This is a genomic window from Ferviditalea candida (assembly GCF_035282765.1).
Classification (GTDB): Bacteria; Bacillota; Bacilli; order Paenibacillales; family KCTC-25726; genus Ferviditalea; species Ferviditalea candida.
In genome coordinates, this window is sequence record NZ_JAYJLD010000055.1 from 1 (window position 1) to 17163 (window position 17163).

14 protein-coding genes, 1 pseudogene and 1 other annotated feature are annotated in these 17163 nt (G+C 48.4%); of the genes and pseudogenes, 4 read left to right on the plus strand and 11 right to left on the minus strand.

From position 1 onward, the window contains the following. Nucleotides 1–320: 320 nt before the first annotated feature. Both VF724_RS19945 and VF724_RS19950 read right to left on the minus strand, forming a co-directional pair. Nucleotides 321–746, minus strand: a complete 426-nt coding sequence (locus VF724_RS19945) for a CBS domain-containing protein (protein WP_371755988.1) — start codon at nucleotides 744–746, stop codon at nucleotides 321–323. A gap of 65 nt (nucleotides 747–811) precedes the next feature. Beyond that, entirely contained in the window at nucleotides 812–1987 is a 1176-nt protein-coding gene (locus VF724_RS19950) for a M20 family metallopeptidase (RefSeq protein WP_371755989.1), read from the minus strand. A gap of 162 nt (nucleotides 1988–2149) precedes the next feature. On the opposite strand from VF724_RS19950, the gene VF724_RS19955 reads away from it, so the two are divergent. Both VF724_RS19955 and ftsW read left to right on the plus strand, forming a co-directional pair. Further along, entirely contained in the window at nucleotides 2150–2494 is a 345-nt protein-coding gene (locus tag VF724_RS19955; protein ID WP_371755990.1) for a YugN family protein, read from the plus strand. 9 nt (nucleotides 2495–2503) lie between these two features. Next, nucleotides 2504–3631: a putative lipid II flippase FtsW gene (gene ftsW, locus VF724_RS19960; RefSeq protein WP_371755991.1), complete on the plus strand. Its 1128-nt coding sequence runs from the start codon at nucleotides 2504–2506 to the stop codon at nucleotides 3629–3631. A 375-nt stretch (nucleotides 3632–4006) separates the two neighbouring features. Here the strand turns inward: ftsW and VF724_RS19965 are convergent, their stop codons facing one another. The 7 genes from VF724_RS19965 to VF724_RS19995 all read right to left on the minus strand — a co-directional run bounded on the left by VF724_RS19965 (nucleotide 4007) and on the right by VF724_RS19995 (nucleotide 10701). Beyond that, entirely contained in the window at nucleotides 4007–4387 is a 381-nt protein-coding gene (locus tag VF724_RS19965) for an Asp23/Gls24 family envelope stress response protein (RefSeq protein ID WP_371755992.1), read from the minus strand. Between the two features lie 103 nt (nucleotides 4388–4490). Beyond that, nucleotides 4491–5276 (minus strand): SDR family oxidoreductase, encoded by a 786-nt coding sequence (locus VF724_RS19970; RefSeq protein WP_371755993.1) that lies wholly within the window; start codon nucleotides 5274–5276, stop codon nucleotides 4491–4493. A gap of 99 nt (nucleotides 5277–5375) precedes the next feature. Further along, entirely contained in the window at nucleotides 5376–5672 is a 297-nt protein-coding gene (locus VF724_RS19975; RefSeq protein ID WP_371755994.1) for an Fpa/YlaN family protein, read from the minus strand. A gap of 162 nt (nucleotides 5673–5834) precedes the next feature. Further along, entirely contained in the window at nucleotides 5835–6950 is a 1116-nt protein-coding gene (locus VF724_RS19980; RefSeq protein WP_371755995.1) for an aminopeptidase, read from the minus strand. A gap of 35 nt (nucleotides 6951–6985) precedes the next feature. Continuing rightward, entirely contained in the window at nucleotides 6986–7540 is a 555-nt protein-coding gene (locus tag VF724_RS19985; protein WP_371755996.1) for a TVP38/TMEM64 family protein, read from the minus strand. 224 nt (nucleotides 7541–7764) lie between these two features. Further along, nucleotides 7765–8616: a hypothetical protein gene (locus tag VF724_RS19990; RefSeq protein WP_371755997.1), complete on the minus strand. Its 852-nt coding sequence runs from the start codon at nucleotides 8614–8616 to the stop codon at nucleotides 7765–7767. Nucleotides 8617–8718: 102 nt separating this feature from the next. Next, nucleotides 8719–10701, minus strand: coding sequence for a diguanylate cyclase (locus VF724_RS19995; protein ID WP_371755998.1), 1983 nt, complete (start codon nucleotides 10699–10701; stop codon nucleotides 8719–8721). 362 nt (nucleotides 10702–11063) lie between these two features. Between VF724_RS19995 and rpsD the strand changes: the two genes are divergently transcribed. Beyond that, nucleotides 11064–11663: a 30S ribosomal protein S4 gene (gene rpsD, locus VF724_RS20000; protein WP_371755999.1), complete on the plus strand. Its 600-nt coding sequence runs from the start codon at nucleotides 11064–11066 to the stop codon at nucleotides 11661–11663. Nucleotides 11664–11762: 99 nt separating this feature from the next. Here the strand turns inward: rpsD and tyrS are convergent, their stop codons facing one another. Next, a complete protein-coding gene (gene tyrS / locus VF724_RS20005) occupies nucleotides 11763–13016 on the minus strand; it encodes a tyrosine--tRNA ligase (protein ID WP_371756000.1) in 1254 nt (417 codons plus the stop codon). Between the two features lie 52 nt (nucleotides 13017–13068). Next, nucleotides 13069–13368, minus strand: a binding site (T-box leader). A 163-nt stretch (nucleotides 13369–13531) separates the two neighbouring features. Here tyrS and VF724_RS20010 point away from each other — a divergent pair. Further along, complete coding sequence (locus VF724_RS20010; RefSeq protein WP_371756001.1) at nucleotides 13532–16648, plus strand: transglycosylase domain-containing protein; 3117 nt, start codon at nucleotides 13532–13534, stop codon at nucleotides 16646–16648. Between the two features lie 246 nt (nucleotides 16649–16894). On the opposite strand, the pseudogene VF724_RS20015 reads toward VF724_RS20010, so the two are convergent. After that, nucleotides 16895–17163 (minus strand): annotated as a pseudogene (locus VF724_RS20015) (hypothetical protein); the annotation flags it as partial.

Consider the following 17163-nt stretch of genomic DNA (forward strand, 5'->3'; position numbering starts at 1 on the left):
AACGTCATCTTTCCGCCCATGTGCCCACCCAAGTTTACTGAAATAGCCCTTGGCGGCTTTGGACTTTACCTTGTATTGCAGGCTCATCCGACTATTCCACCCCCGAATTGGGTTCGTGTACCTTAGGCCGGGCGTTTGCCGTAAGCTTCCTCCAGATTCCGCCTCACAGCGGATATCCTTGCTCTTGGCCAACGGTAGGCGCTCGCCAGCCCCCGTTCGGGGACTCTCACCCTAAAGATGAACGCCCATGCTGGGCGCACAATAAAGGGACAAAGCAGCTGCTAAACTGCTTCGTCCCTTTTCCCATAAAGAAAGCATCATTAGGATTTGACTGGCTCGGAAATTTCGCTCAGCGCTTCTCCCGCCTCATCTTCGAACTTCTCGCGGACCGCCAGATCGCCGATGGCCACGACACCGACCAGCTCACCGTTATCAACAACGGGCAAACGGCGAATTTTATCCTTTGCCATCAATTTGGCCGCTTCATCGACTGTCGTCTCCGAAGAGACCGTGGTCACATCCTTGCTCATGACTTCTTCTACTGCTGCCGATCCGGACTTTCGTTCCGCATAGCCCCGAATAACCAAATCCCGGTCGGTTACCACACCGATCAATTTCCGCCCCTCAACCACCGGCACAAAGCCGATATCGTTTTCCTTCATTTTAACCGCAATTTCATAAATATTATCCTTCAAGGTGACGGTAACAGCATCCTTTGTCATGATTTCTTTCAGCGTCTTCATCATGCAACCCTCCTTCGGAATTATATTTTCCCGAAAGATGCGTTCGCATGCATCGAACGGTTCATCTGTCACTCGCCATGCAAATAGCTTAACGCCATTCGGGTCAAAAGCTTTGCGGCGTTCAACATGGCCGTTTCATCAATGTCGAATTTGGGATGGTGGTGGGGATGGATGATGCCTGCCTGTTCGTTTCCAGCCCCGACCAACATAAAACATCCGGGAATTTTTTGCAAATAATAAGCAAAATCCTCCCCCGCCATAATCAAAGGGCTTCGACGCACGTTTTCAGCGGGAAACAGTCCCGGAACCGTTCTGAAGAACCGCTCCGCTTCCGTTTCATCGTTGATGACCGGAGGGTAGCCGGCTTTGTAATCGACACGGCACTCGGCCCCATGCATCCTGCACGTCTCCGCAGCTATTTGTTCAATCCTAGCGCGAACCAAATCCCTGACTTGTTCATTAAAGGACCGAACGGTCCCGATCATCGCGCATGTTCCCGCAATGACGTTGAAAGCCGTCCCGGCCTGAATGAAACCGACGGATACCACACTGGGCTCGGCCGGATCGACATTCCGGCTGACAATCGTCTGTAGATTCATCACAAGCTGTGAAGCGACTACGATACTGTCAACCGTCTCATGCGGCAGCCCTGCGTGTCCGCCCTTCCCGGTGATTTCGATCTGGAATTCATCCGCTGCCGCCATCAATCGGCCAGTCGCCGTATAAACGCTGCCGCTCGGAAAGGGTGTCCATAAATGGACGCCATAGATGACATCCACTCCGTCGAGCACACCTTCGCGAATCATTGGCGCGGCCCCTCCGGGGGTGAATTCTTCCGCAGGCTGAAAAATGCAGACCACATTCCCCTTCAACTCACCCCGCTGTTCCTGAAAGCTTTTTGCCACTGCAAGCAATGTGGCCGTATGGGCATCGTGACCACAGGCATGCATTACTCCGGGCACCTTGGAGGCGTATTCGCACTGCTTTTGATCCTGAATCGGCAGCGCATCCATATCCGCTCGCAGGGCAACCGTCGGACCCGCTTCCGAACCGCGAATAACGCCTACGACCCCGTGTCCCCCAACGCCTTTCTTTGCTTCGATGCCCCATCGGGTCAAATGTCCGTAAATGTATTCAGCCGTTTTGTTTTCATGAAAAGAAAGTTCAGGATGCTGATGTAGATGCCTTCTCCAAGCAACCATCTCAGGAAACAAATCGTCAAGTATGGATCCGAAACGCTCCATGTCCGCCCCCTCATTTGTACTTCGGCGCTTAAGCCTAACTTTCTCTATTCATTGTATCAGGAAATGTTATAAATTTGTAATAGATTTAGTTTTTCATTAGGCTTGCACAACTTTGGGAATCATAATATCATGAATAAAGAATGAAGAAGGAGGAGTTTGTTGATGATCATTGAAAATGCAGCTGTCAAGGGCTTAAAAAGCGAACTTGCCCATCTGGATAAAGTTGCGGGAAATCTGGGATTTGTTCGCTGGCAGTGGGAATATACCCGCGCTACATATGATTATAAGATGGAAGACCAAGCCAATCGCGAGGACTATTATTTAAGAATCAACTGCAGAGCGATTGAGGGAAAATTGGAGCAGCCGCATGCCGTTCTGGTATTGGAAGACGCTTATATTGGCCGTGCCACGTTCCCCCATGGACTGGATTATGAATCTGCCATTCCGGACAAGATCTTAAATGAGTCCAAGCAAAAAATAACCGAGCTCAAACAGCAGCTGGGCTAAGGTTTTATCATGAATCCGCCACGAAGAGGAACACCAGACTTTCTTCTTCTCCTGCTGACCTTCGCTCTTGTCGGTTTCGGCTTGGTGATGGTATTCAGTGCCAGCTACAATTTGAATGCCGATCCGCTTTACTTTACCAAAAGGCAATCGCTTTGGGCAGTTTTGGGTACGGGCGCGATGTTGTTTCTAATGAATTTGAATTACAAAAAATTAAAGGTGTGGTTCGTCCCTTTCTTTGTGGCGACCCTCTTCTTATTGGTATTTGTGCTTTTATTCGGCGTGGAAAGAAACGGCGCCAAAAGCTGGTTCGGCATCGGTTCGATTGGCGGACAGCCGACCGAATTCGCCAAACTGGCCATCATCCTTTATTTGTCCGCCTTGATCAGCAAAAAAGGTGAAAAAATCCGCGATTTCAAAACAGGATTTCTGCCGGTTTTAATGATCGTAGGATTCGTTGCCTTGCTAATCATGCTGCAACCGGACCTCGGTTCCACCATGATTCTCGTGTTGACCGCCACAATCCTCATGATTGCCGGCGGCGTCAATTTGAAGCACCTGTTCATGATCGGCGGAGCCATGTCGCTGCTGTTGGCGATTTTTGTATCCGTAAGTTTGCTGAGAGGCCATACCGAAAGCTACCGTTTGGATCGGTTTACGGCATTTGTCGATCCATGGTCTCACCAGCTGGATTCCGGATTTCACACTGTTCAATCTCTCTATGCATTCGGGCATGGAGGATTGTCGGGCGCAGGTTTCGGACAAAGCATTCAGAAGCTGTTTTATCTTCCGGAAGCCCACAATGATTTTATCTTTGCCATTATCGGCGAGGAATTGGGATTTGTGGGAAGCCTCATCTTCTTATTGGTTTATTTGCTGTTTCTTTGGCGCGGTTTGTTGATTGCTCTCCGCAGCACCGATCCGTTCGGCGTGCTTGTCGGTACGGGCATTATCAGCATGATCGGCGTTCAAGCCGTCATCAATATAGGCGGGGTGACAAACGTCATTCCGATTACCGGCGTTACGCTGCCGTTCATCAGCTTTGGAGGCTCTTCTCTGCTTACCACGATGATGTCTACGGGAATCCTTTTGAGTATTTCAAGGGAAAACACCAGACTGAATCGGGAGCAGCAGACTTAGACTAAAATACAGTGGGCAAGCTTCGAAGCCCTAAAGCCCCCTGTCATTAGACGGGGGTTTTAGGCTGTCGAGAAACCTCATAATCATGGGAATGAAGATTCATTGGGCTGGGGGATCTTCTGTAGAGACCTGGGGTTTATGCTCCCGAAGCAGTTTTCTGCGAAAACTTTTACGCCTTTGAAACCGGGAAAATACCACAATTTCTAACCCCATTTCCTGGTTTCAAGAGCGACGGAAGAAGATACCCCCACCCGACAAAAAGACTAATTTCATTCCCCGGGGTTTCTCGTCGCTCTGAACCCCTATCATTAGACAAGGGTTTCTTACGGTCTTTCAGGCAACCGGCTGCAGGATGCCCTTCTGTTGATTTCAGGATTACTTGACCCGATTCGGCTGTTCTTCATGCTCCTCTTCTTTAAACGCCACGCCTTCGACTTTTACATTCACTTCAACAACCTTCAACCCCGTCATCATGACAATGGCTTCTTTCACATTCTCTTGAAGCTTCCGGCAAACATCGTGTATCTGATATCCGTACTGAACGATAATCCGCAAATCCACCGCCGCTTCCAATTGACCGACTTCAACGGAAACGCCTTTCTGGACATTTTTCCCGGACAACCGCTTGGTTAATCCCTCGGAAATACCGCCCGACATTCCGGCAACCCCTGGTGTTTCCAATGCGGCCAAACCGGCAATCGTAGCAACGACGTCATCCGAAATCCGAACCGCTCCAGATTCATGATTTTCCGTCATGATTCCAATTCCTCCTTTCCGTTACACTCAACTGTAAGCAAAGGCACATATCTCGTTTTCTTTCATTGTAATGATAATTGCGGCGCAACGCAAATGGATCGCACTATAAAGCCTTGACCATGCCGCCGTCAATAAAAAAGGTCGAGCCTGTAACATATGTATTTTGCTTCGAGAGCAGAAAAGCGGCAAAAACGGCCAATTCCTTCGGTTGGCCATAGCGGCCCAATGGGATTTCCTGTATGACCTCCTGCTGCACCTGCACCAATGACTTCCCTTCCCGCTGGGCTCTGGCCTCATCAATCTCCACCACCCGATCGGTTAAGATTCTTCCCGGTGAAACGGTATTCAGCAGAATCCCGGAAGGACCAAGTTCACTCGCTAACGTTTTCATTAGGCCGGCGACCCCGGCGCGAAACGTATTGGAAAGCACTAGGCCCGGAATCGGAATTTTGACGGATGAGGAAGCAATTGTAACGATTTTCCCCCCGGTTACCTTTAGATGAGGGTAGAATCCGCGAATCAAGCGAACTGTGCTCATTAAATTGGTCTGAAATGCCTTTTCCCAATCTTCATCCGTCATCGAAAGAAAGCTTCCCCCCTTAGGGCCGCCCGCATTGCAGAGCAATGCATCGACTCTTCCAAACTCACTCATCGTATGGTCGATCAACATGTCGATATCCCGAACAAGGCTGACATCAGCCGCCAAACCCAGCGTCTTGACTCCGTATTGTTTGCTCAACCTGTCTGCAAGAACGGAAATGCTGATCTGATCCCTGCTGCAGAGAACCAGATTCGCTCCTTCCCTGGCCAGTTCCTCAGCGATAGCCGCCCCGAGACCTTTGCTTGCAGCGGTTACAACCGCAACGCTTCCCTTGAAACCCAAATCCATATGATGACCAACCCTTTCATGTAGATGTTCTTAAACCTGTCGTCCATTATAACGCCAAACGCAAAAAAAGCAACCTTCAACAGGTTACTTTCCGTTTATTCATTCATTCCCTTCATTAACACTGAGCGCCTCGTACAGTTTCGCCAAATTTCTTTCCAGCCTGCTCATAATTTCTTTGCCAATCGTTTCCGTTAAAAGGCCCGCGCGCACCGCAAAATCGATCTCTCTCGATAATCCGTACATTTGCGTATCCAAAACCTCTTCATACAAAGGACACCTTCGATTGGTCAACGTGTCCATCTGGACTTCAATGAGCTTTTCGATTTTATCGGCATCTTCCTGAAGAAGATTGATCGCTTTCTGATTCAAATTAAGCATGATTTCCGATGAAGACATCAAACTCCCCCCTGCTAGTTGAACGAGTATCCTATACTGATATATTAAGCGAAATTACGGGAATAAACAAGTGAAGAGTCGTACCGCCATAAAATGACTAAAGATATCCCCTCTTTTTCGCAGGATACCTTTAATGCCCGCCGGGGTTCAGCCCATTTTCAATTACATCAAATTTTCCGGATTCAAGTCTTCCAATTCCTTGATTACGAACCGACCGTCCTTGCGGATCAGCACATCGTCAAAATAAACCTCGCCGCCGCCGTATTCCGGCCGTTGAATCAATACCAGGTCCCAGTGAATGGTCGAACGGTTGCCGTTATCGGCTTCTTCGTACGCCTGTCCCGGAGTGAAGTGCAGACTGCCGTCTATCTTCTCATCAAACAGAATATCCTTCATCGGTTTTTTGATATAGGGATTGAATCCAAGACTGAATTCACCGATATAACGCGCGCCTTCGTCCGAATCAAGAATTTCATTAAGACGCTTGGTGTCGCTGCTGGAGGCTTCCACGATTTTTCCGTTCTCGAAGCGGAATCTGACATCCTCAAAGGTTACGCCGGAATAAATCGTGGGGGTATTATAGTGGATGGTGCCGTTGACGGAGTTTCTTACAGGAGCCGTATAAACCTCGCCGTCGGGAATGTTTCTGACGCCGTCGCATTTGACCGACGGAATATCCTTGATGGAGAAGGTTAAATCCGTTCCCTTCGACACGATACGCACCTTGTCCGTCCGATTCATCAAAGCGGAAAGAGGATCCATGGCTTTGGACATTTTGCCGTAATCCAAATTGCAGACATTGAAGTAAAAATCCTCAAACGCCTCGGTGCTCATACTGGCCAGCTGTGCCATGGATGCATTCGGATAACGCAGAACCACCCATCGGGTCCGCTTGACTCTTTCCTCCAGGTGCACCGGCTTATAATAATGCGTATCATAGTGCTTCATCTTGTCCGAAGGGACATCGGCCATTTCATTGATATTCTCGCCGGCGCGTATGCCGATATAGGCATCCATAGCCTGCATCCGCTGCAGGTCCCATTCCGCCCAGCGTTGCATCTGATCCTGCGTGGCATTCATGAGCAGCGCGCGCTGAACGCTGCGGTCGGTCAATTGGACATGCGGTTCCCCGCCGCGGGCACTCACCTCTTCCACCAAGCATTTCAACAATTCGCGTTCCGAACCGATCATTTCGATAAGCACTTTATCTCCCGGCCGCACCTTAATGGAATATCCCGCTAAATTTTTTGCCAGAGTCACCACACGACTGTCTTTCATTCCACTCTTCCTCTCTGAAAATATTGACAAAAAAGCTATTGATTCTGATTCTGATTCCTGACCGTTTTTTTCTTCATCCAGCTCCCCGCACCAACCAGCAGAAGAAATATCAAAATCAGCAGCAATAACCTTTCCTTATGTTCTTTGAAATGCAGCAGATCATGACCGATCAGGCTTTCCAGAAACACCACAGGCAGTTTTCCGATCATCGTCGCCCCAAGAAAAGGACCCCAGGATAAGCGGGACAACCCTGATCCCCAGTTGACAAAAGTCGAAGGCAGAACGGGGATTAACCTTCCAATCAATATGTAGATAAATCCGTTTTTCTCAATATTGCGTTTGAATAACGAAATTTGCGGATATTTCTGCAGCCGTGAATCAACCCAATCGCGAGCCAAATATCTGGCGAACAGAAACGATGCAAACGCTCCAAGAATGGACATTGAATAATTGATCACAAAACCCCAAAACATCCCAAACATCAATACATTGGCGCCGGCAACCACGACAAAAGGAAGATAGGGAAAAAACGTTTGTCCAAAAACGGCAAGCATGCCAAAAAACACGGAAAGCGTCCCGAATGAACCCATGTATGCGGACATCTCATTTACGTTGCTATGTAAAAGCATATGACCGGTTTCAGTAAAAAATAAAAAAAAGACCATGAAACCTGATATGGACAGAAGGATGGCGTATTTCGCCATCTTGTGGATGCTGCGCATGTGTTCCAGTCCGATCCCCCCTTACAACCATCCTTATTGTACCATGTTCCGGGACACATGAAAAATAATCCGGCGGAATTAACATAATCTTTCTATGGAATATTATAGAATTTATCAAAATTGGTAATGTCGCAAGTCACTTTGTTTATCTCTTGAAAATCTTTGCCGTGCAGACTGTAGTTCATGACCATATTGACTTGCAGACGCTTCGGCAAATTTGTTTTTCGTTCGATCCACAGCAGAACTTGCGGATTGACAGACAGAGAATTGGAGATTTCCTGCCATTCCTTCTCAGCTGCCGTATAAACGGAATGAATATCCCGCTGCATCTTCAAATCCTTGGCCGTCGCTTGAGAATCCCGCTGCAGGGTCTTATGCCGCACTTCCGTTACTTCCGCGTTGAATCCATCCCTCAAGCGTTGATTCATCACATTGGCAATTTCCTTGGGATCAAGCCGAATATTTAGAACGATCTTCTCCGGATCGGAAAGCTTGCCATCAATTTCAACGGTTTTTTTGTATTTTTGGATCAATCTGAAATAATAAACCGGATTCCAGTCGGACATGGGATCATTCCGTGGGGTGCTTCCGTTTCCGAGGAGCTTCCACCCGCTGCCGCTGCGAAGATAAGCCGTCCCTTTTCGGGAATTGTAATATTCATGCTCATTTTGTTTGACATTCAGGTCGGAAAGCGAAAAAGTCTTGATATACAACTGATTGCGATGCACAACAAATCCTTCGAAACGGCGGCCTTTTTCCAGCCAGATTCCTGAATTTTTAACTTCAAAGCTGCCGTTAAACGAAAAATTGTCTTTGGCGGATATCCCCGAAAGGGCCCGCGAAAGCACCTTTTCCGGATCGTTGCCCCCGTCCGTCAAAGCACAGCCGTTCAAGGCAAGCGCGGCAAAAATCCACATAGAAAAATAGACTGCCCGGGTCGCCATTCGGCAATTCCCCCTTCCTGAATATATCCTTGCCCGGAAGGAGAAAATTATGCGGAATTTTACAAAAAAATGCTTGGGACCCAACGGACAGCGCTCAATCCGTCAGTTGGCTTTGGCCACCCGAATCCGGTTTTTGCCCTGATGCTTAGCTTCGTATAACGCCATGTCGGCTTTGTAGAACAAACTTTCCACACTGATCCTCTCGTCTTCCCAGCTCCAATCGGCAATCCCGCAGGATACCGTAACCTGGGGCTTTGTATCGTCAAAGATTCGTTTGCGGATTCTTTCCGCCACCTGCAGGGTATGTTCAAGTGTCGCCTGCGGCAGATAAATGGCCAGCTCCTCACCGCCCCAACGGGCGGCAATATCCGTATCACGGATGCTCGATTTGATAATATTGCTGACCTGAATGAGGATCTGATCGCCGATTTGATGTCCGAAGGTATCGTTGATTTTTTTAAAATTATCGATATCTGCAACGATGAGTGCTCCGCAGTAGTCTTTTTTCTGCATGAAATTGACCTGCTCGTCCAAATAATGCCTCGCATAAAGCCCCGTCAGATGATCCGTTATGACCATGCGTTTGACCTCGGCATGCAGGGAAGCGTTGGAGATGGCCAGTCCTATATGGCCGGACAAAACCTGGAGCAATTTGTAATTCTCATAAGAAAAGTAGTTGGCTTTACGGTGGAGGACAAGAATGACTCCGACGACCTCGTTATTGACAATGATCGGAGAGGCAATCAACGACCTTGAGCTTGTGATCTCCATCAGCCTGGATTTAATGTTGGACTGCTCATGATAATCGGAAACGATAATCGGATCCTTGGTGGAATATGCCAAGCCGGAGAATCCTTCATCCAAAGCAGTGCTTTCATTAAGGACTCCCAACACATTGCTCGCTTGGACCACCATCCTTTGATTCTCGCGGTCCACCCTCATAATACAGGCGTAATCCGCTCCAAACGTACTGATCAGCTTCCTCGAGGCAAAATTGAAAATATCCTGCAGCTTCAAGCTTTGGTTCAATCTCTTGGTGATTTCATTGATGATTCTCAGCTCATTGATCAACGTATTGGAATGCTCATACAAACGGGCATTCTCAAAGGCATTTCCGGCTGTTTCGGCAAGCGCCGAAATCAAATTGATATCGGATTGATCCAGCGGATATTGATTCATTTTCATCTGCAAAATCCCGTAAACCCCCTGTTTTCCGCTCAACGGAACGGCAAGCGGGGCCGTACCGTCCGAGGAAGTCTCCAAAATCAGCCGGCCTTCCATATATGCGCGCGTCAGCAAATCCTCATTGTCGTTATGCTGAAAAATCAGCGGTTTTACCGGTAAATTGCTGCTGTGGCTGTCCTGCGATAAAAACAGATCAATTTCAACTGAAGGGTAAATTTTCTCAAAGCTTTGAAAAATTTCCGCAAGAACGGAATCAGCATCGATTTTTGAGTGCAGTTTTTTGGAGGTTTCGATAAGAAGATCGCGTTTGGTCAATTCCGCTTGATTGTACTCGTGCATCTCATTCAGGTGCTCGCTCTTCTTTTTTTCCGTCAGCAGTTCCAATTGCAATCCAAAGGCCGGTGCGGACGCTTTCATCAGGGCCAGCTCACTTCCCGTTTCCTTTCCGGAGGGCTGCAGCAGCCCCAAATAACAGGAAACTTGGCCGAAGGCACGGCACGGGACGGCATAGGTAACGAAGCCTTTCAAGCTAGCGGCATCAAGGCCTTCGGCACCTCCCCGGCTCGGAAGCCGCGATTTCATAGCGGTCGCAACCGCATTGCGCCCCAGGTTTGCTTCCGACCAAGCGGCGCCCTGCAGAAAAGCCGGCGAAACCGTTTCAACCTGCGCTCCGTGATTGCTCGACATGGCCGTGCTGTCAATAAGTTCACCGGAAGCATCGCATACAAATAAAATTCCATCCTTAAACACGGAATCCGTTTTCAACTGTGACGCCCAGCTCAAAAAACTATCCCGAAGCAAAGCATGCGAAAATAACTCCGTCTGCTTTGCGTCGGATGCTTCGTCCCAACCGGAAAGCTGCTGGCCATCGACATAATCCTCTTTCAAATTTCCGTTCATTATATGAAGCTCCCTTGGTACAAACCTAATATTTTCAGGCTCCGTTGCAAAATCCGTTCTAGTACAATCATACTATATTTTCCGACTTCTGACACTAAAATTCGATTTTAATTTTTCCAAATTTACCCCCTTATTTTGCTTGACATCTATGGAGATCTTCTTATAGAATATTTAGTTGAGTGGAATGGATAGCAGCGTTGGAAGCCTGTTGTGTCACCCTCTCTGATTTTGTTGCTGACAAGACCGCGGCAAACTTTCTTGTCAGATCATGCATCGCTATCCGCATTCGAAACAAAATCGGACACAGCGTAGGATCCTGCATTTGATTGTCAAATTTCAAATCATGAAGGAGTAAATTATACATGGCTCGTTATACAGGACCTAAATTCAAATTAAGCCGCCGTCTTGGAATTTCTCTGAGCGGTTCAGGCAAAGAACTGAAACGTCCGTTTCCTCCCGGCCAGCACGGTCCCGGCCAGCGCAAAAAACTTAGCGGTTACGGCATGCAACTGCAAGAAAAGCAAAAGCTTCGCCATATGTACGGATTGAATGAAAAGCAGTTTCGCAATTTGTTCGACAAAGCCCTGCACATGAAAGGAATTGCCGGGGAGAACTTCATGATTCTGCTTGAAAGCCGTCTCGACAACCTTGTTTACCGCTGCGGAATGTCCAACTCCCGTTCCGGTGCGCGCCAGTTGGTCAGCCACGGCCACGTAACGGTCAATGGAAAAAAAGTGGACATCCCCTCCTATTTGCTGAAGCCCGGTGACGTCATCGGCCTGCGCGAAAGAAGCCGTACGATGAGCGCCGTCAAAGAAGCATTGGATAACCGGAATTACCTGCCCGCGTATTTGGAATTTAACGATCAGGCGATGGAAGGACGTTACATTCGTTTGCCTGAACGTTCCGAACTGCCGCAGGAAATTGACGAGAAACAAATCGTCGAATTCTACAGCCGTTAATCTTTTTTGAACCTAGATCATAAGGGACTGCCTCGAAAGTCGAATGACTTGGTGGCAGTCCCTTTTTTGGCAATGGGTCGATTTTTAAAAAAAACTGAATTACACCAGGTGCAGCTTGGCAAATTTGCGTTTTCCGATCTGCACGATATCGCCTTCCTCGACGGTAACCTCCGCATTCGGGTCAGTGATTTTCTGCTCGTTCCATTTTACAGCCCCTTGTTGGATGCTTCGTCTGGCTTCTCCGTTGGATGACTGAAGCTGAAGATCCACCAGCAGCTTGCTCAGCCGGATGCTTCCATTGTCCAATGCCGATGTAGGCAATTCATATAGCGGAATGTCCTCCGGAAGGGAGTTCTGCTGAAACACCGTCTTGAAATGCTTCTCCGCTTCTTCGGCAGCCGCATCGCCGTGAAACATCCTGACAAACGTATACGCCAGCTTCATCTTAGCATCGCGCGGATGGATGCTCCCGTCGGCCATTCCCCGCTTCAAATCCGCGAGCTGCTCATTCGTTATATCGGTTGCCAATTCATAATACCGCACCATTAATGAATCCGGAATGGACATCGATTTTCCGTAAATTTCGTTAGGCTCCTCGTCTATCCCGATATAATTGCCCAGACTTTTGCTCATTTTCTGAACGCCGTCCAGCCCCTCCAAAATCGGCACGGTCATTGTAACCTGCTGTGAAATTCCATATTCCTTCTGCAGGGTGCGCCCCATCAGCAAATTGAATTTCTGATCGGTTCCGCCCAGCTCCACGTCGCTTTGCAGCGCAACCGAATCATATCCCTGCATGAGCGGATAAAAAAATTCATGAATGTGAATCGGCTGTTCCGCCGCATAACGCTTGCTGAAATCATCCCGTTCCAGCATCCGGGCCACCGTCACCTTAGCCGCCAATCCGACGACATCGGCAAAGTTCAGCGGAGCCAGCCAATCAGAATTGTAGTATACTTTCGTTTTGGCGGAATCCAATATTTTGTAAATTTGTTTTTGATAAGTTTCCGAATTGTGTTGAACTTCTTCCTTGGTTAATTGCTTCCTGGTTTCCGATTTGCCGGTGGGATCGCCGATCATCCCGGTAAAATCACCGATAATCAGTTGAACCGTATGTCCCAGCTCCTGAAATTGACGCAGCTTATGCAGCGCTACACTATGGCCGACATGAATGTCAGGGGACGACGGGTCCATGCCGAATTTCACTTTGAGCGGAGTATTCGTCGCCACCGAATGAATGAGCTTCTGCCGAAACTGCTCCTCCGGAACAATTTCCGCTGTCCCTCTGCACAGAATATCCCATTGGCGGTTCACTTCATTCTGCTGTTCCTTGCTTAATTGGTCCCAATCCATCTTAATTTCCTCCAGACCCTATGAAATTCAATGCGAAAAACCTTCTCATCAGAAAAGGGACGAGAAGGTTTGCCCGCGGTACCACCCTAATTAAAGCCGGTCCGACGAATAATCTTAATCAAAAGCGTTGAACGCTCGTCCGTATAAAGCGCATGCTGCCGTCGGCTTTCACTTTGATCAGATAACGGGACGACCCGGGAGAATGGGTCTGCCGGAGGAAACATCCCTCTCCGCAATCCCTTCTCCTGCTCCTGGCGGTAATTCGAACGGCATGCATGTACCGGTTCGCACCCGACACCGGCTCTCTGCCCAGCGATGCATGTCTTCTACTTAAGCCAATCCTCGCATTTGAACGATGAAATTATGCCGAAAACTCTTCGGCGCATCAGAATCTTTATACCACATTTGCAAAGCCAAAGTCAAACCTTCTGCAGCGCGGTACGGCGGGCGCAGTTCTATTCTTCCATTACTCATTATGCTATAATGTATCTGTTCATTTTAAGGAGGATCAAAATATGCCAAAGCAGCATTCCGGAGAATCCAAAGCAATGACCGCTGCAAAAAACACGCTTAAGGTACTGCTCACATTTTTCAAATGGGTATTCATTGTCGGCATTATTTGTTCTTTTCTGGGAGCGGGAGTTGCGGCAGGTTACTTTGTTTCTCTTGTGAAGGACGACCCGGTCCGCCATAAAGATTTCATTATGAATAAAATACAGGAAAATTCCACAACCGGTTTTGTGTATTTTGACGATAATACGGTTGTCGGCCAGCTCCGCACTTCCGAAGACCGAAGGTTGGCCTCAATCAATGAAATTCCCCAAGTGGTGAAAGACGCATTTATCGCGACGGAGGACAAGGATTTTTACAGCCATTACGGTATCGATTTGACCGGATTTTTCCGCGCCGTCAAGCAAAAGCTGCTGCGGGAGGACGTCCAAACCGGGGGAAGCACCATCACCCAGCAGGTCGCCAGAAACGTATTCCTGACGCTCGATCAGACCGATACCCGCAAGGCCAAAGAAATTCTGCTTGCCCTCAGGCTCGAGCGGACACTTTCCAAAGACGAAATTCTTCAGGCCTATCTGAACAAAATTCCTTTCGGCAACGGTTCCACCGGATATAATCTGTACGGGATCAAAGCAGCGGCGAAGGGCATCTTCGACATTGACGATTTAAACCAAATCACCATTGCAGAGGCAGCTTATTTAGCCGGCTTGCCCAAAGCCCCCAGCGAATATTCGGCTTTTACGAGTAAAGGCGATCTCAATCAGAGAGGCTTTCAATTGGCTGTAGCCCGCCAGCATGTCGTTTTGAAACGGATGCTGGAGGAACGAAAAATTACGCAAGAGCAGTATCAGGAAGCATTGAATGTGGATATGAAAGCCGCGTTCGCAAAAAAGAAGGAAAAAGCATATACCACTTATCCGTATTTGATGATTGAAGCTGAGCAGCAAGCGGCGAAAATACTGCTTCGCCAACAAGATCCGAAGCTGACCGAGGCGGATTTGCGCAAAGCGGAAAATTCCGATATGATCGAGACCGCCAGCGAGCATTTGCGCAGAAACGGCTACAAGATCTATACCACGATCAACAAAACGATTTATGATACGATGCAGGAAATTTCCCACAATGCGAAAAACTTCACGCCGGACGACCCGAAAAAAGGAATCGAACAAGTCGGGGCCGTTATGATCGACAACAAAACCGGGGCGATTCTGGGAATGATCGAAGGCCGTGATTTCTATAAGGAACAAATGAACCATGCCACCCAGATGACCCGTCAGCCCGGCTCCACCATGAAGCCGGTCGCCGCCTACGGTCCGGCCATCGAGATGGGCGCCATGCAGCCTGCGGGAATCATTGATGATGCTCCGATGATTCAAAAAGACGGTTCCAAAGGCTTCCACATCGCGGAAAACTGGGATGGCGTCTATCACGGCCTGATGACAGCCCGACGCGCCTTGAACTTATCCTACAATATTCCTGCCCTGAAGCTTTTCAATGATGTCGTCGGCATCGACAAAGCTTGGGACTATGCCAGAAAGATGGGAATTACCACACTTGTGGCCGCGGACAACCAGGCCAGAACAGGCGTCATCGGCGGCCTGACCTATGGAGTGACCGTGAAGGAACTGACCGGCGCATATACGACGTTTGCCAATCAAGGCGTATATAAGGATGCCTACATGATCCGCAAGATTGAAGACGGCGACGGGAACATCATTTATGAGCACAAGTCAAAGCCGGAACAAGTGTTTTCGCCGGAAACGGCGTACTTGATCACGGATATGCTGCGCACAGTCATCACTTCCGGTACGGCCACCGATTTGATGTCTAAATTTAAATACTATGGTAAAATTCCGATTTCCGGAAAAACAGGCTCCACACAAAATGACTATGATGCTTGGTTCGAAGGCTATACACCGGATGTCACTCTTGGCGTATGGGTCGGTTACGACCAGCCAAGCACCCTTGTCAAAGGAAAAGGGACCCTGAGGGCCAAAAACATCTGGGCCTTGGTCATGAACGCGGTCATTGACAAACAACCCGATCTTTTTAAAACCAGGCAATTTGAAAAGCCGGACGGCATTGTGCAGATGACGGTATCCGACGTCTCCGGCAAACTTCCAAACGATCTGGTCAAACAAACCAATCATTTGGTAACCGATCTTTTTAACAAAAAAGATATCCCGACCCAGGAAGACGATGTGCTGGCACAAATGAAGGTCATCACGTACAACCACTTCAACTATATTCCGCAGCCGACCACGCCGGCGGATTTCGTCCAGGACAAAATCGTCATTCGCAGACAGGTGCCCATTAAGCAAATTATCGATGAGATCAAACAAGCATTCGAAAAATATCCGAGCAGCATACCGACCAAAAGAGGGGGGATCAAGAAAAAGCCGGAAGATTATTTCCCGATCGATATGGAGAATGACGCTCCGACAGAGGCGGATCCAAGAATAGAGGACGGAAAAATTCCGCCGCCGCCAACGGAAGTGACGTTGGAAAACATGAAAGACTTGGTGAAAATTTCGTTCAGACCTGATGCTGAGGAGGATGTGATTGGATACCGTCTCTACCGTTCGGTTAATTTTGCGCCCTTCCGGAAGGTGGACGGAAGCATTGTTAGTACGGGGGATGATTCCAAATTCATTAATTATATTTCCCCGAACGTTTCTTATGCCTACTATGTTACGGCTGTCGATGTGGGCGGCAACGAATCGATTCCGAGCCAAATCGTCTATTCCGACCATAATCCGACAGGTTCCGTATTATGGCCTCAGATCTATCCCAATGGAGGACAGGATCGGGGCCAGAATAACGGCGGTTCTTCAGATGCAGCCGCTCCGCCTTCAGCGCCTTCCAATGTGGGGATTGCGTCCCGCCCGGGCGGGATCGGCATCGTCATCACATGGAACGCCAACCCGGGAATCGAAAATGTAACAAAGTATAATGTTGCGTACAGTTCCCGGAAAAACGGCCCATACACCAGCATCGGAACTACGGATGTAAACCGATTCGAATATATCTCGCTGCCGGCTGACGGCTGGTACAGGGTCACCGCCGTCAACGGCAAAGGTGAGTCGGTCCCTTCTCAACCGGTTGAGTATAAGTCGCATTAAAGCACTGCAAGCATTAAGAAAAACGCCTAACGGCGTCCATGGATCGTGCCCAACCTTTCGAGCGTTATGGGGACATGGGTATTGGGCTCCAGCCGCTGTTGAAGTTGTGTTCTCTGGAATGAAATGTTGCGGTAACAACACAACTTCAAAGGCGGCACGTAAACTTTTCGCTCCAATACCCATGTCCCCAATATCGCCGGGAGCCAGATCACATACTTCCATTGTTCGAAAACCGGTAATGGAACATCACGATAAGAATCGTCTGATCCCTTTTCGCTTATAAAAATGTCTGTATATTTTCAAAGTCTTTACAAACTCAATCACATTGGCCAGACAACAACTGCCTTGAGGATTATTGACTTCACAGCCGCATCGTCCGGCTTTCATGTGCATTTGAATCCGTTCAATCGCGTCTTGTGTTTGACCTGCTTTCAATCGGCTGCGTGTCCAACCGAAACAATAACAAACCGGTGTATGTTCTGATTCATTCTTTTGATATACCGGCACCTTGATGT

Bases quoted from the DNA above. Each gene is read 5' to 3' on its own strand.
- VF724_RS19965 (WP_371755992.1), bottom strand. From the start codon at position 4,387: ATGACGGAAAATCATGAATCTGGAGCGGTTCGGATTTCGGATGACGTC.
- VF724_RS19980 (WP_371755995.1), bottom strand. From the start codon at position 6,950: ATGAAAGACAGTCGTGTGGTGACTCTGGCAAAAAATTTAGCGGGATAT.
- VF724_RS19995 (WP_371755998.1), bottom strand. From the start codon at position 10,701: ATGAACGGAAATTTGAAAGAGGATTATGTCGATGGCCAGCAGCTTTCC.
- VF724_RS19990 (WP_371755997.1), bottom strand. From the start codon at position 8,616: ATGGCGACCCGGGCAGTCTATTTTTCTATGTGGATTTTTGCCGCGCTT.
- VF724_RS19970 (WP_371755993.1), bottom strand. From the start codon at position 5,276: ATGGATTTGGGTTTCAAGGGAAGCGTTGCGGTTGTAACCGCTGCAAGC.
- VF724_RS19955 (WP_371755990.1), top strand. From the start codon at position 2,150: ATGATCATTGAAAATGCAGCTGTCAAGGGCTTAAAAAGCGAACTTGCC.
- VF724_RS19975 (WP_371755994.1), bottom strand. From the start codon at position 5,672: ATGTCTTCATCGGAAATCATGCTTAATTTGAATCAGAAAGCGATCAAT.
- ftsW (WP_371755991.1), top strand. From the start codon at position 2,504: ATGAATCCGCCACGAAGAGGAACACCAGACTTTCTTCTTCTCCTGCTG.
- VF724_RS20010 (WP_371756001.1), top strand. From the start codon at position 13,532: ATGCCAAAGCAGCATTCCGGAGAATCCAAAGCAATGACCGCTGCAAAA.
- VF724_RS19985 (WP_371755996.1), bottom strand. From the start codon at position 7,540: ATGGGTTCATTCGGGACGCTTTCCGTGTTTTTTGGCATGCTTGCCGTT.
- rpsD (WP_371755999.1), top strand. From the start codon at position 11,064: ATGGCTCGTTATACAGGACCTAAATTCAAATTAAGCCGCCGTCTTGGA.
- VF724_RS19950 (WP_371755989.1), bottom strand. From the start codon at position 1,987: ATGGAGCGTTTCGGATCCATACTTGACGATTTGTTTCCTGAGATGGTT.
- VF724_RS19945 (WP_371755988.1), bottom strand. From the start codon at position 746: ATGATGAAGACGCTGAAAGAAATCATGACAAAGGATGCTGTTACCGTC.
- tyrS (WP_371756000.1), bottom strand. From the start codon at position 13,016: ATGGATTGGGACCAATTAAGCAAGGAACAGCAGAATGAAGTGAACCGC.